General features: G+C 59.5%; 11 protein-coding genes and 1 pseudogene. 1 reads left to right on the plus strand and 11 read right to left on the minus strand.

The genetic code is table 11. The annotated features are described in order from the left end of the window. Positions 1-14: 14 nt before the first annotated feature. Positions 15-725 carry a 6-phosphogluconolactonase gene (gene pgl / locus AB4O11_RS01550; protein WP_460129922.1) on the minus strand — a complete coding sequence of 237 codons (711 nt, stop codon included), beginning with the start codon at positions 723-725 and terminating at the stop codon, positions 15-17. Further along, positions 712-2,178 carry a glucose-6-phosphate dehydrogenase gene (zwf, locus tag AB4O11_RS01555; protein ID WP_064119140.1) on the minus strand — a complete coding sequence of 489 codons (1,467 nt, stop codon included), beginning with the start codon at positions 2,176-2,178 and terminating at the stop codon, positions 712-714. Before zwf ends, pgl begins: the two co-directional genes overlap by 14 nt. Positions 2,179-2,404: 226 nt before the next feature. On the opposite strand from zwf, the gene AB4O11_RS01560 reads away from it, so the two are divergent. Beyond that, the gene (locus tag AB4O11_RS01560; protein WP_171057240.1) at positions 2,405-3,265 is read left to right on the plus strand and encodes a MurR/RpiR family transcriptional regulator; all 861 of its coding nucleotides are present in this window, start codon (positions 2,405-2,407) and stop codon (positions 3,263-3,265) included. Positions 3,266-3,473: 208 nt separating this feature from the next. On the opposite strand, the gene AB4O11_RS01565 is transcribed toward AB4O11_RS01560, so the two are convergent. The 9 genes and pseudogenes from AB4O11_RS01565 to AB4O11_RS01605 form a co-directional block, all read right to left on the minus strand. After that, a complete protein-coding gene (locus AB4O11_RS01565) occupies positions 3,474-4,328 on the minus strand; it encodes a D-hexose-6-phosphate mutarotase (protein WP_093430701.1) in 855 nt (284 codons plus the stop codon). Positions 4,329-4,441: 113 nt separating this feature from the next. Further along, complete coding sequence (locus AB4O11_RS01570) at positions 4,442-5,791, minus strand: carbohydrate porin (RefSeq protein WP_460129924.1); 1,350 nt, start codon at positions 5,789-5,791, stop codon at positions 4,442-4,444. A 193-nt stretch (positions 5,792-5,984) separates the two neighbouring features. Continuing rightward, the gene (locus tag AB4O11_RS01575; RefSeq protein ID WP_038369188.1) at positions 5,985-7,145 is read right to left on the minus strand and encodes an ABC transporter ATP-binding protein; all 1,161 of its coding nucleotides are present in this window, start codon (positions 7,143-7,145) and stop codon (positions 5,985-5,987) included. Positions 7,146-7,147: 2 nt separating this feature from the next. After that, complete coding sequence (locus AB4O11_RS01580; RefSeq protein WP_007917872.1) at positions 7,148-7,993, minus strand: carbohydrate ABC transporter permease; 846 nt, start codon at positions 7,991-7,993, stop codon at positions 7,148-7,150. Then, complete coding sequence (locus tag AB4O11_RS01585) at positions 7,986-8,894, minus strand: carbohydrate ABC transporter permease (RefSeq protein WP_007917874.1); 909 nt, start codon at positions 8,892-8,894, stop codon at positions 7,986-7,988. Before AB4O11_RS01585 ends, AB4O11_RS01580 begins: the two co-directional genes overlap by 8 nt. A 156-nt stretch (positions 8,895-9,050) precedes the next feature. Then, positions 9,051-10,353, minus strand: a pseudogene (locus AB4O11_RS01590) (ABC transporter substrate-binding protein). A gap of 130 nt (positions 10,354-10,483) precedes the next feature. Next, a complete protein-coding gene (locus tag AB4O11_RS01595) occupies positions 10,484-11,743 on the minus strand; it encodes a D-mannose isomerase (protein WP_460129926.1) in 1,260 nt (419 codons plus the stop codon). A gap of 311 nt (positions 11,744-12,054) precedes the next feature. Continuing rightward, complete coding sequence (locus tag AB4O11_RS01600) at positions 12,055-13,524, minus strand: ATP-binding protein (protein ID WP_099756994.1); 1,470 nt, start codon at positions 13,522-13,524, stop codon at positions 12,055-12,057. Beyond that, on the minus strand, positions 13,514-14,245 hold the full coding sequence (locus tag AB4O11_RS01605; RefSeq protein WP_003227460.1) for a response regulator: 732 nt from the start codon (positions 14,243-14,245) through the stop codon (positions 13,514-13,516). The genes AB4O11_RS01600 and AB4O11_RS01605 overlap by 11 nt, the downstream gene beginning before the upstream one ends. Positions 14,246-14,262 lie beyond the last annotated feature (17 nt).

Consider the following 14,262-nt stretch of genomic DNA (forward strand, 5'->3'; position numbering starts at 1 on the left):
GGCTGTTCCTTGGCTCATGGGCACCAGTAAATCTCTAACGTAGGTTGCAGAAACGCGCGCACCGGCATGGCGGCGACGTCGGATGCCAGTGCGGCATTCAGGGTGGTCAGTTTCGACTGACCGGAAATCGACAGAATCTTGTGTTTGGCCGAGGCCAGCAGCGCACGGCTCATGGTCAGGCGTTGACGCGGCACGCTTGGCGCCAGCATCGGCCAGCAACGGCGCGTGCCATCAGCCTGCAGCGCTTCGGCGAGGTTCGGGCTGTCGGGGAACAGCGACGCGGTGTGGCCGTCATCACCCATGCCCAATACCAGCACGTCAATCGGCGGCAATTCGGCAAGCAAGCGATCAGCCTGTTCAGCAGCCTGCTCGACGTTGGCCGCCCCGCTATACAGGCTGAGGAACTGCGCCTTGGCCGCCGGGCCTTTGAGCAGATACTGCTTGAGCAGACCGGCATTACTGTCGGCATGTTCAACCGGTACCCAGCGCTCGTCGGCGAGGGTCACGACGACCTTCGACCAGTCCAGTTCTTGCTTGGCCAGGTGCTGGAAAAACGCCACCGGGCTACGACCGCCAGACACCACCAGCACCGCGTTGCCGCGTGCAGCAATGGCTTCGCTCAATTGCTTGGCCACGTTCAGCGCCAGACCTTCGGCCAACAACACCGGGCTTTTGAATTCGTGGGCATTCACGCCCGCAGGCAGTTGCACATCAGATATCGCCATACCACGACCTCCCGTCCCGCGTGATCAATGCAATGGAGCTCATCGGCCCCCACGACCCCGCCGCATACGGCTTGGGCGCGTCACCGGATTTTTTCCACCCGGCGATCAGTTGGTCACACCACTTCCACGCGGCTTCGATTTCATCTTTACGGACAAACAGGTTCTGATTGCCGTTCATCACTTCCAGCAACAACCGCTCGTAGGCATCGGGGATCCGCGCGCTACGCCAGGTGTCGGAGAAATTCAGTTGCAGCGGGCCGCTGCGCAGTTGCATGCCTTTGTCCAGGCCCTGCTCTTTGGTCATCACGCGCAAGGAAATGCCTTCGTCCGGTTGCAGGCGAATGATCAGTTTGTTGCTGATCTGCAGGCGCTGCTCAGGGGCGAAGATGTAGTGCGACGGTTCCTTGAAGTGGATGACGATCTGCGACAGTTTTTGCGGCATGCGTTTGCCGGTACGCAGGTAGAACGGCACGCCGGCCCAGCGCCAGTTGCGGATATCGGCACGCAAAGCGACGAAGGTTTCGGTGTCGCTCTGGGTATTGGAATTCGGTTCTTCGAGGTAACCCGGTACGGATTTGCCTTCGCTGTGGCCGGCAATGTACTGACCACGCACTACTTGGGTGGTGAGGCCTTCCGGGCTGATCGGCGCCAGGGCCTTGAGCACTTTTACCTTTTCGTCGCGGATGCTGTCGGCGGACAGGTCGGCCGGCGGGTCCATGGCAATCAGGCACAGCAACTGCAACAGGTGATTCTGGATCATGTCGCGCAGTTGGCCGGCCTTGTCGAAGTAGCCCCAGCGGCCTTCGATGCCAACCTTCTCGGCCACGGTGATTTCCACGTGGGAGATGTAATTCTGGTTCCACTGGGTTTCGAACAGGCTGTTGGCGAAACGCAGGGCGATCAGGTTCTGAACGGTTTCTTTGCCCAGGTAGTGGTCGATGCGGTAGGTACGGTTCTCCGGGAAGAACTGCGCCACGGCGTCGTTAACCTTGCGCGAGGATTCGAGGTCGGAGCCGATCGGCTTTTCCAGTACCACGCGGGTATTTTCTGCCAGACCGACTTTCGCCAGGTTTTCGCAGATCGCGCCGTACACCGCCGCAGGGGTGGCGAAGTAGGCAATCATGCGTTGCGTGCTGCCAGCCAGTTCGGCCAGCGCCACGTAATCTTCGGATTTGAGGAAGTCGACGTGCAGGTAGGTCAGGCGTGCGAGAAAACGCTCGGCGACGGCCTCGTCCAGCTCTTTGCCCACATAACGACGCAGTTCGGCGGCGATGAACGCCATGTGCTGTTGCTCGGAACCTTCTTCACGGGCCAACGCGATGATGCGCGTGTCCTCGTGCAACAGATCGGCGCCATCGAGGTGATAAAGGGCAGGAAACAGCTTGCGCAGGGCCAGATCGCCAAGCGCGCCGAACAAGGCAAAGGTGCACGGTTCAACCGTAATCGAAGGCATGATGTTTGTTCTTTTATCAAGTTAAGCTACAAATACCTTTTTTCAAGGCATCACTCAAGGGAAAATGTAGTAATAACCACAACATTTTCGCAAAATACAGATTCCGAGTGGTGGTCGGTCGGAGCCATCAGTAGGATAGGCCACCGTTACGGGCCATATCAAAGGCCCAATTTGCATAGCCCGGCGCACCTTTGCGCAGGTGAATTAGGAATTCCATATGGACCGCGTGCGAAATTTACTGGAACAGATCCAGAGTCGCCTTGAAGACCTGAACAAGGCCGAACGCAAAGTCGCCGAGGTGATCCTGCTCAACCCGCAGCAGGCCACCCGCTTCAGCATCGCCGCCCTCGCCCAGGCAGCCTCAGTGAGCGAACCGACGGTCAACCGTTTCTGCCGTTCGTTCGGTGTCAGCGGCTATCCCGAACTCAAACTGCAACTGGCGCAGAGTCTGGCCAGTGGCGCGGCGTATGTCAGCCGCGCGGTCGAGGCCGACGACAATCCCGAGGCGTACACGCAAAAGATTTTCGGCAGCGCCATCGCCTCGCTGGACAGTGCTTGTCAGGCACTGGACCCGAACCTGATCAGCCGCGCCGTCGACCTGTTGATTCAGGCGCGGCAGATCCACTTCTTCGGCCTCGGCGCCTCGGCACCGGTGGCACTGGATGCGCAGCACAAGTTCTTCCGCTTCAACCTCGCCGTCACCGCGCACGCTGATGTGTTGATGCAGCGAATGATTGCTTCGGTGGCGCACACCGGTGAGTTGTTCGTGATCATTTCCTACACCGGGCGTACGCGTGAACTGGTGGAAGTGGCGCGCATTGCTCGGGAGAACGGCGCTTCGGTGTTGGGTTTGACGGCGGAGAATTCGCCGCTGGCCAAGGCGAGTACCTTGAGCCTGAATATTCCGTTGCCGGAAGACACTGACATCTATATGCCGATGACATCGCGGATCATTCAGTTGACCGTGCTGGATGTGTTGGCGACGGGGATGACCTTGCGTCGTGGCGTGGATTTCCAGCCGCATTTGCGCAAGATCAAAGAGAGCTTGAATGCGAGCCGGTATCCGGTTGGGGATGAATTCAACTAAAGATCAAAAGCACCCTCACCCCAGCCCTCTCCCGGAGGGAGAGGGGGCCGACCGACGTGTCTTCCGTCATGCATCGACCTGAGAGACCGAGTCGATTATGGATTCACAGCCGATCTTTCATTTCGGTGAAACTCTCCAATATCCCGCAATCAGTCCCCTCTCCCTCTGGGAGAGGGCTAGGGTGAGGGTAGCGGTGTACTTGACACACTCAAGCCGCCGCCCACGCCTGCAAACTCAAATGCGCCTTCTCCCCCGGCGCTAAATGCAGGCTGTCAGTCCCACCCGCCGCCGCTTCCACGCAGACAAACTCCGAAATCTCATCCCACGTCACGCCCAACAACGGCCGCGCGCCCGGATGCCAGACCACCGTATCCGCACTGTCACCGGTATCAATGCACAACTCGCGCTGCCAGGCGTGATCTTTCAGCTGCAATTCACCGTCATGCTGGAACACCCGCTGACAGCCGCCATCCACTCGCAACTCGCCTTCCTGCTGACAAATCTGCCGGTTCAACTGGTCATAGCCCTGCGCCCCTTCAAGCCCAGACAGCGCTATCTCACCGACATCGCCAATACGCCAGTAAGCGTGCAAAGCCTGGCTCAACTGGCATGGCATGTCGTCCTGATGCTCGGTGCTCAGGCGTAATTCCATGCGCTCGCCCAAATGCGCGTGCAGGTCGACCTGCCAGTCGCACAGCTGCAATTGCCAATGCAGGCGCACGCCATCTTCGGCGCTGCTGCTGTCGAGCAGCTTCCAGTCGAGCAAGCGCGCCCAACCATGCGATGGCCAGGCGTTTTCGCTGGGATGACGGCCATACCACGGCCAGCACACCGGCACGCCACCGCGAATGGCACCCACGTGCGGCCACTTCGCCGCGCACCACAACCACGGCTTTTGCCCACGCGGCTGAAAGTGCAGCAACTGTGCGCCCTGACGACTGAACACCGCCTGACACAGCGGATGATCGATCACCAACACGTCGCGCATCTGATAGCGCTCCCAGGCGAACACCGGTTGTTCACGCAGGGATTTGAAGAAGCGTTGTAGCGGATGCTCATGCATTTGCCACGGTTCCGAATTCATCTGTTACGGGGATTGCCGCCCCTCAAAAAAAAGCGGACAGCCTTGGCTGTCCGCAAATATGCGCACATAGAGAGGAGCTTATCGCAGACGCGTTAGAACGTAGACTGAATTTTCAGGCCAGCGACCAAAGCGTTGTCCACTTCATCCACACCACCCGGGTGAGTGATGTATTGCAGGTTAGGACGTACGGTCAGCCAGTTGGTGACGTGGAAGCCGTAGTTGATCTCGTAGTTGTATTCGGTTTCACGAATTGGCGAGAACACCGGATTGTCGTAGTCCGAAACACCGTTGGAAGCGTTTAGCAGTTCGGCGTTTTTCTTCACGTCATCATTGACGTGGATACGCGCCGCGCCGATACCGACGTCATCCTTCGGACGCGCGTCGAACGGGCCTTTGTAGACAAACATCACCGACTGGTAGTTGTCGATGAAGTTGGTGTCCTTGTCGTGGAACGTGGCGTTGGCAGCAATGTTCAGACCGCGAGAAGCATCACCGTTATGGCTGGTGAGTTGCTGTTGCGCCACGAACCAGTAGCCGCTTTTGCTGCTGTGGGTTTTGTAAGCGTCGCGCGTGGTTGCCGCGTCGAAACCGTTGACGTCTTCACGAACGTCGTCGGCATCGGCCGTGCTCTTGTAGTAACCCACACGGTATTCGCCTGGCAGGCTGTTGACCTTCGGCGACCAGACCAGCTCGACCGGAAGAACGGTACCTTTGGTGCCGCTGCCACTGAGCTTGAAGCCGTTGCCGTGTTCCAACTGCGACGGGTTCTGGTTGTACGCACCGATCTGCGCGTAGAGCTCGTCGTTGATGTTGTACTTCACACGGATCGCGGCCTGGCTGACCGGCCAGTTGTACCAGATGTTGGTCGCCCAGTTACCTACTTGCGAGCCGCAGAACGCCAGGTTCTGGAAGTCGCACGGGAAGGTGTTGAAGTCTTCGCCTTCACCGAAGTAACCGGCCTTGACGTCGAGTTTGTTGTCGAAGAACTGGTGCTGAATCCACAACTGGGTCAGACGCACCATGTGGCCACGGCCGTAAACTTCTTGCGACGAACTCAAGGTGCCGGCACGCGGATCGCCAACGCGGTCGTTGGAGATGTTGTAACCGTTACGGTTGGTCAGCTGGATCTTCGCCTGAGTGTTATCCCAGCCCCACAGCTTTTGCAGATCGAGTGCCACGCCCAGACCGAACTGGTCAGCGTAACGCGCAGTCTTGTCGTCGTTGTAGCCACCGTGCAGGTTGCCACCGACTTCCCCAACGTAGTCAGCCTTGATGTCGATACCCTGCTCGATCAGCTTGGTACGCTCGCCACCCCAGTCGCCGGTCATCCATTTCGAATCGGAACTGAAGGCATCCGCCGCCATGGCGTTACCGGCCAGCACCAAGGCCGCCGCAGCCGACACTTGGCAGATCAACCGGGCATTGACGTGTTTCTTTTTCATCCCTACATCCTCGTCTTTATTGTTATTAACTGTTTTTATCTAACGCGGTTTACATAAAGTGCGATGGATTACAGGCAATCCACCGCGTGCTCCTTTGTGGGAGCGAGCCTGCTCGCGAATGCGGTGTAACAGGCGACATCAATGCTGGATGTCAGACCGCTTTCGCGAGCAGGCTCGCTCCCACATTTGTTCCTCAGCGCCCCTTGAACTGGGCGACGTTCGCAGACCGCGCATCGGTCTGTGGTTGACCGGCAGTGCCGAGGCGCTCACCGGTGTTGGCATCAAACAACAGCACTTTCGATGGATCGAATTGCAGTGTCAGGTTCTCGCCCACCTGCGGTGCCACATCCGGCGCCAGACGGCAGCAGACTTTGGTGTCATTGAGGTTGACGAACACCAGGGTGTCCGGACCGGTCGGCTCGGTCACCTGTACTTCGGCGCGAATGCTCGGCAGGCCATTGCCCTCGCCGTTCGCCAAAACGATCTGTTCAGGACGCAGACCGAGGATCACTTCGCGATCTTCGAGCCCGGCGTCCTGCATGCTCATCGGTAACTCGCAACGCGCCTGCCCGCTGTCGAGCAGCGCCAGCAGACGACCGTCCTTGCGCTGCAGGCGCAGCGGAATGAAGTTCATCGGCGGCGAACCGATGAAGCTCGCCACGAACAGGTTGGCCGGGTCGTTATAGATCTCTTTTGGCGTGCCGAACTGCTGAATGATGCCGTCCTTCATCACCGCCACCTTGTCGCCCAGGGTCATTGCTTCGATCTGGTCGTGGGTCACGTAGACCGTGGTGGTTTTCAGGCGCTGGTGCATCAGTTTCATTTCGGTGCGCATCTCGACGCGCAGCTTGGCGTCGAGGTTGGACAGCGGTTCGTCGAACAGATAAATCTTCGGTCGACGTGCCAGTGCACGGCCCATCGCCACACGCTGTTGCTGACCACCGGAGAGCTGACCCGGCTTGCGATTGAGCAGGTGTTCGATCTGCAACAGCTTGGCCACGCGCGCGACTTCTTCGTCGATCGCCGACTGCGGCATCTTGCGGATCTTCAGACCGAACTCAATGTTCTCGCGCACGCTCATGGTCGGGTACAGCGCGTAGGACTGGAACACCATGGCGATGTCGCGATCCTTCGGGCTCATGCCGCTGACGTCCTGATCGCCGATCATGATCGCGCCGCCGGTGATGGTTTCCAGACCGGCGATGCAGTTCATCAGGGTCGACTTGCCGCAGCCCGACGGGCCGACGAGGATCAGGAATTCACCGTCCTTGATCGACAGTTCGATGTTCTTCAGGGTGTCCGGCAGGCCGGCACCGTAGGTCTTGTTGACGTTGCGAAGTTCGAGCGTTGCCATGATTACCCCTTGACTGCGCCGGCTGTCAGCCCGCGCACGAAATACTTGCCTGCGACCACATAGACCAGCAGGGTCGGCAGGCCGGCGATCATCGCCGCTGCCATATCAACGTTGTATTCCTTGGCGCCGGTGCTGGTGTTGACCAGGTTGTTCAGCGCCACCGTGATCGGTTGCGAATCACCGCTGGAGAACACCACACCGAACAGGAAGTCGTTCCAGATCTGGGTGAACTGCCAGATCAGGCAGACCATGATGATCGGCGTCGACATCGGCAGAATGATGCGGCGGAAAATCGTGAAGAAACCTGCGCCGTCGAGGCGTGCGGCTTTCACCAGCGCATCCGGAATGCTCACGTAATAGTTACGGAAGAACAGCGTGGTGAACGCCAGACCGTAAACCACGTGGATAAACACCAGACCGGTGGTGGTGCTCGCCAGGCCCATCTTGCCGAGGGTGAACGAGGCCGGCAGCAACACGGTCTGGAACGGCAGGAAGCAGCCGAACAACAGCAGACCGAAGAACAACTGCGAACCACGGAAGCGCCAGAACGACAGCACATAACCGTTCAATGCACCGATGGCGGTGGAGATGATTACGGCCGGAACGGTGATCTTGATCGAATTCCAGAAGTAACCGTCAACCGTGGCCCAGGCCTTGACCCAGCCAATGCCGCTGACCACGGTCGGCCAGCTCAGCAGGTTGCCGGTGCTGATGTCTTCCGGGGTCTTGAAGCTGGTCAGCAACATGACCACCAGCGGCACCAGATAAAGCAGTACGGCGAGGATCAGCACCGCGTAGATCGCGATGCGACTCAGGCTGATAGCAGGTTTGGCGGCGAGACTAGTCATTGCGCTTGGTCCTCAGCTCGGAATACAGGTAAGGCACGATGATCGCGAGGATCGCACCGAGCATCAGAATCGCACTGGCCGAGCCCATGCCCATTTGGCCGCGACTGAAGGTGAAGGAATACATGAACATCGCCGGCAGGTCGGAGGAATAACCCGGGCCACCAGCGGTCATCGCCGCGACCAGGTCGAAGCTCTTGATCGCGATGTGCGCCAGAATCATCACTGCACTGAAGAACACCGGACGCAGGCTTGGCAGCACCACTTTCCAGTAGATCGTCGGCATGCTCGCGCCATCGATCTGTGCAGCGCGGATAATCGATTGATCAACGCCACGCAGGCCGGCGAGGAACATCGCCATGATGAAGCCCGAGGCTTGCCAGACAGCGGCGATCACCAGGCAGTAAACCACGCGATCCGGGTCGATCAGCCAGTCCAGACGGAAGCCTTCCCAGCCCCAGTCACGCAATAATTTGTCCAGGCCCATGCCCGGGTTGAGCAGCCATTTCCAGGCGGTACCGGTAACGATCATCGAGAGCGCCATCGGGTACAGGTAAATGGTGCGGATAAAGCCTTCGCGACGGATGCGCTGGTCGAGGAACACCGCCAGCAACACGCCAATCACCAAGGTAATACCGATGAACATGCCGCCGAACACTGCGAGGTTCTTGCTCGCGACCCACCAGCGATCGTTGTCGAACAACCGCGCGTATTGCGCCAGACCGGCCCATTTGTAGTTGGGCAGGAACGTCGAGGTGGTGAACGACAGCACGAACGTCCACAGGATGTAGCCATAGAAGCCCACCAGCACGATGAACATGCTCGGCGCCAGCACCAGTTTGGGTAGCCAGCGTTGCAATGCATCGAACGGCGAGGCCTTGCTGAACACAGCAACAGAACTCATGGGGAAATCCAGTACAGGGAATAAAAACTACAGTGAGATCCCTTGTGGGAGCGAGCCTGCTCGCGAAAACGGTGTGTCAGTCGACGGATGGAGCAACTGACACGACGCCTTCGCGAGCAGGCTCGCTCCCACAGGAGAAGCCTGCGCTACCGACGCTTATTTGGACGACTTGATCGCTGCGCCCAGTTTCTTGGCGGTGTCGGCCGGGTCGGCTTTCGGGTCGTTGATGTAGTTGGTCACCACATCAAAGAACGCGCCTTGCACCGCCAGCGTGGTCGCCATGTTGTGCGCCATGCTTGGCTGCAGGCCGCCGGACTTGGCGTCCGCCAGGAAGTCTTTGGCAGCAGTCTGTGCGCAGGAGTCGAAACCGAGCTTGTCCATGTTGTTCAACATGTCGTTGCGTACCGGGATCGAGCCTTTGTTGATGCTGAAGACTTTCTGGAAGTTTTCACCCAGCACGACTTTGGCGATGTCCTGCTGACCGGCCGCAGTGCCTGCGTCCTTCTGCTTGAACACGGCCAGCGAGTCGATGTTGTAGGTGAACGCCTTGTCGGTGCCCGGGAAGGCTACGCACTCGTAATCCTTGCCGGCGACTTTCTTGGCGGCGGTCCATTCGGACTTGGCCCAGTCACCCATGATCTGCATGCCGGCCTTGCCGTTGATGACCTTGGCCGCTTCCGAGGTTCCAGTCCTGACCTTTGCCGTCAGCGTCCATGTAGGTCGCGACTTTCTTCAGCTCGGTCAGTGCCTTGACCATTTCCGGGCCGGTCAGCGCGGCGTTGTCCAGATCAACCAGGGCTTTCTTGTAACCATCGACACCCATGACCGAAAGCACCACGGCTTCGAACACGGTGCTGTCCTGCCAAGGCTGACCGCCGTGGGCCAGCGGGATGAAGCCCGCAGCCTTCAGCTTGTCGCCAGCGGCATAGAATTCTTCGAGGGTGGTCGGGTTCTTGGTGATCCCGGCTTTCTTGAACACTTCCGGGTTGATCCACAGCCAGTTCACACGGTGAATGTTCACCGGCACGGCCACGTAATCACCGTCGTACTTCACGGTATCGGAGACTTTCTTGTCGAGCAGGCTGTCCCACTTTTCCGACTTGGCGACGTCTTTCAACACGTCAGTGTCGAGCAGACCGGTCGACGCCCATTCCTGGATGTCCGGGCCTTTGATCTGGGCAACGCCAGGCGGGTTGCCGGCGACTGCGCGGCTTTTCAGCACGGTCATGGCCGTTGCACCGCCACCACCGGCGACAGCGCCGTCTTTCCAGGTGAAACCGTCTTTTTCGACTTGGGCCTTGAGCACATCAACGGCAGCTTTTTCGCCACCGGACGTCCACCAGTGCACGACTTCGACCGAACCTTTGGATTCGGCAGCGGAAACACTGAGAGGCAGAATTGCGAGCGGGAACAGGGAGGCGACAGAAATGACAGTAGCGAGGCGAGAAATCGCATTCATCTGAGATGTACCTTTCTTGTTGTTATGCATGCAAGTCTGGTGCTTGCGCTGCACAGGAGTTTAAACAGGACGTTTCCCTTCGCAGGTAACGAAGGGACGCGCGAATGTCACTACATAGTTACATGATTGGTCACATGACAACGCTCTGGGACAACTGCGCCAGAGCCGTTGCCATACTCGGTGACAAGGGTAGACGAGGGATCAGCACGGCTTGCCAGGCGTGATACAGATCGGGTTTGCCCGGCCAGATATCGGCACTTGGCAGGTTTTGCGGGTTGAGTTCGTGATGCCAGCTACCGTTGCAACGGTCGATGAAATTCACTTCGCAGAATTCCCAGAACAGCCGGTACCAGGTTTCGTATTGCGCATCGCCGGTGCGTTTGAGCAAGGCGCTGGCAGCGGCACTGGCCTCGGCGTGCGTCCAATGCAGGCGATGGCGAACGACGGCTTTGTTGTCCCAGTCGAGGGTGTAGACGATGCCCGGCAGACCATCGACATCCCAACCGTTGCGGCAATTGTTCTCGAACAGTTTTTGCGCATCGGTGGCGAGCCAACCGGGCGTGAGCATGCCGGCTTGCACCCGCGCCGCTTCGAGGTGCAGCAGCAGCCGCGCCCATTCGAAACCGTGGCCCGGCGTGGTGCCGTAAGGGCGGAAGCCGTCGGCGGGATTGTCGTGGTTGTATTCGCGTAGTGGCTGCCAGTCGCGGTCGAAGTGCTCGATGACCATGTAACCGTTGGCGGCGGCGTGCCCGTGAATAACGCGTTCGACGATGCGTTGCGCGCGAATCAACCAGCGCGGATCTTCAGTGACATCGGCCAGCGCAAGGAACGCTTCGGTCGCGTGCATGTTGCTGTTGGCGCCGCGATAGGCTTCTTCTTCGCTCCAGTCGCGATTGAAGAATTCGCGCATGGCGCCCTCTTCTTCGCTCCAGAAATACGTGTCGATGATGTCGACGGCGTCATCCAGCAACGCCTGGGCGCCAGGACGTTGTGCGACCACCGCAGAGCTGGCCGCAAGCGCAACGAAGGCATGCAGATAGGCGTTCTTGCCGGTGTTGTCATCGCGGTGTTCGGCGACCGCAAACCAGCCACCGTGCAGGGCATCACGCAACGGCCCGCGCAAGGCAGCAATGCCGTGATCGATTAGTTCGGCAAAACCCGGCAAACCCTGAATGTGGGCCATGGCGAAGCTGTGGGTCATGCGCGCGGTGTTCATGGTTTCGGCTTGTGCGTTCGCTGGCAGACGGCCGCGTTCGTCGAGGTTGCCGAAGCCTTCAGGCAGTTTCGATGCCTTGGCGAAATCCAGCAGGCGCAGGCCTTCGCCGGCGAGCCATTGCTGATGGGCAGGGGCGTTCAGCCAACTGCTGAAGCCTGGGTGGAAGAGATCCATGGGTGGCCTTTTTTGTTGTTATGACTGCGGGGGAGTCTAAACAACGGGCTGGGGAGGTCTTGTAACGAAGGGGGCGGGGTTTGTCACTGAGCGGTGACAAAGAGCGACCCTCACCCCAGCCCTCCCGAAACGTCGGACCGCCCGTAGGGAGAGGGGGCCGATCGCAGAATGCTGAAGAGTTGCGCCGACCTGAAAGAGCTGTACCGAATCCATAATCGACTCAATGCATCAGGTCGGCGCAATTCGAATGAACAACGCGATCGGTCCCCTCTCCCCCTGGGAGAGGGCTAGGGTGAGGGAAAGCCTTTGACTCAATCCGCCGAACGCGGCAATTGCAGGGTCACCCGCAACCCACCCTCACGCAGATTCTGCAGCGTCACTTCCCCACCATGGCTGTGGGCAATATTGCGCGCGATGCCCAACCCCAAGCCATAACCCTGCTGCTGCCCCGCCAGACGGAAGTGCGGTTCGAACACTTGCTCCAGCCGCTGCTCTGGAACACCCGGCCCTTCATCGTCGACGTGCAGAACAAACGCGCGCTCATCGTCGTCGATGTGCAAATGCGCGTTTTGCCCGTACTTCAACGCATTGTCGATCAGGTTACCGATGCAGCGCTTCAACGCCAGCGGTTTGCCCGGATAAGCCGCCAGCGCCTTGCCCTGCTGCGTCACGCGGCCATTGCCGTGCGGCGCCAGATACGGCTCCACCAGACAGTCGAGCACGTGGTTCAAGTCCACCGGCTCGATGTTCTCGTGGATGTCGGTGTCCTTCACACATTGCAGCGCGCCTTTGACCAGCAGTTCCAACTCATCCAGATCACGGCCGAACTTGGCCTGCAGCTGTTCGTCTTCAAGCAATTCGACGCGCAAGCGCAATCGGGTAATCGGCGTGCGCAGGTCATGGGAGATCGCGCTGAACAACTGGCTGCGCTCGGTCAGGTAACGGCTGATGCGCTCGCGCATGGTGTTGAAGGCGCGGCCCACTTCCACCACTTCACTGCCGCCGCCCTCGGCCACTGGCTCGACGTCGGCACCCAGCGACAAATCCCGCGCCGCCCGCGCCAGACGCTTGAGCGGCCGGCTCTGCCAATGCACCAGCAGGCCGATGAACAGCAGCAAGAATCCGCTGGTGAGAACGATGAACCACACCTGCTGCGAGGGCAGGCCTTGCTCTTCAAGACTGGTGTACGGCTCCGGCAACAGCGAGGCGATGTACAGCCATTCGCCCGGGGCCATTTGAATCTGCGTGACCAGCACGGGTGGGTTCACCGGTTCCAGAGTCAACGCGTAATGCGCCCAAGAGCGCGGCAGCTCATCAAGCTTCAGCCCGGCGTTGAAAATCCGCAGATCTTCGGGGCTGACAAAGGTCACCGAAATATCCGTGTCATTGCCGAGCGTCTGACGCAGCACTTCGTCGACCGCTTTCATCACCGCCGCTTTACGCGGCGTCACCGGCAGCACATCCATGCCCAGTGGCTTGTCGTTGAGCGTCACCACGAATCGCGTGCCGCCCATGCTGCGCAATTGATCGAGCACCAACGGCCGATAAGCCACCGGCAACGAGCGGAAGTAACTGACGCTGGCGGTCATCGAATGGGCGAGGCTGCGGGCGCTGGTGACCAGGCCTTCGAGCTGCGTAGCGCGCAGTTGCGAGACCCAGATCACGCTCGACAAGGTCTGCGCGAACAGCACCGCGAGCAACGTCAGCAGCAACATCCGCCCGAGCAGCGAGCGCGGCATCGGCACTTTGGCGGCGAATTTGCGCAGCGACTCAGTGACCATTGCCGGCAACCACGTTGGCTGCCAGTTGGTAGCCACTGCCGCGCACGGTACGAATCAGCCGTGGCGGTTTTTCCGTGTCGCGCAGGCGTTGGCGCAAACGGCTGACGGCCATGTCGACGATGCGATCGAGCGGCATCAAATCGCGACCACGGGTGGCGTTGCCGATGGTGTCGCGGTCGAGGATTTCCTGCGGGTGATCGAGGAACAGTTTCAGCAGGGCGAAGTCGGCACCGGAGAGAATTACTTCTTCGCCATCGGTGTGAAACAGGCGATGGCTGACCATGTCCAGCCGCCACTCGTCAAAGGCCAGCACGTCGCTGCCACTGCGCTCCTGTCCAAATTGCGCACGCCGCAGCAACGCCTTGATGCGCGCTTGCAGTTCGCGGGGGCTGAAGGGTTTGCCTAGGTAGTCGTCGGCGCCAAGTTCCAGACCGATCACGCGGTCGGCTTCGTCGGAACTGGCGGTGAGCATGATGATCGGCACCTGCGCCTGACGCGGATGCTGACGCACCCAACGGCACAGGCTGAAGCCGTCTTCGTCGGGCAGCATGACATCGAGGATCACCAGATCGCTCGGCGCCTCGTTGAGGGCCTGACGGAAACTGGCACCGTCGGCGGTGGCCCGTACCTGAAACCCGGCGCGGGTCAGGTAGGTTTCCAGCAACTCGCGTATTTCCTGGTCGTCATCGACCAACAATATCGACTTGTTGACTGAGCTCACTTCGAAGGCATCCTTGT

This window comes from Pseudomonas sp. H1_D05 (genome assembly GCF_054682705.1).

Excerpts from the sequence above, each read along its gene's own strand:
- pgl (WP_460129922.1), bottom strand. The coding sequence starts at position 725 with ATGGCGATATCTGATGTGCAACTGCCTGCGGGCGTGAATGCCCACGAA.
- zwf (WP_064119140.1), bottom strand. The coding sequence starts at position 2,178 with ATGCCTTCGATTACGGTTGAACCGTGCACCTTTGCCTTGTTCGGCGCG.
- AB4O11_RS01565 (WP_093430701.1), bottom strand. The coding sequence starts at position 4,328 with ATGCATGAGCATCCGCTACAACGCTTCTTCAAATCCCTGCGTGAACAA.
- AB4O11_RS01570 (WP_460129924.1), bottom strand. The coding sequence starts at position 5,791 with ATGAAAAAGAAACACGTCAATGCCCGGTTGATCTGCCAAGTGTCGGCT.
- AB4O11_RS01575 (WP_038369188.1), bottom strand. The coding sequence starts at position 7,145 with ATGGCAACGCTCGAACTTCGCAACGTCAACAAGACCTACGGTGCCGGC.
- AB4O11_RS01580 (WP_007917872.1), bottom strand. The coding sequence starts at position 7,993 with ATGACTAGTCTCGCCGCCAAACCTGCTATCAGCCTGAGTCGCATCGCG.
- AB4O11_RS01585 (WP_007917874.1), bottom strand. The coding sequence starts at position 8,894 with ATGAGTTCTGTTGCTGTGTTCAGCAAGGCCTCGCCGTTCGATGCATTG.
- AB4O11_RS01595 (WP_460129926.1), bottom strand. The coding sequence starts at position 11,743 with ATGGATCTCTTCCACCCAGGCTTCAGCAGTTGGCTGAACGCCCCTGCC.
- AB4O11_RS01600 (WP_099756994.1), bottom strand. The coding sequence starts at position 13,524 with ATGGTCACTGAGTCGCTGCGCAAATTCGCCGCCAAAGTGCCGATGCCG.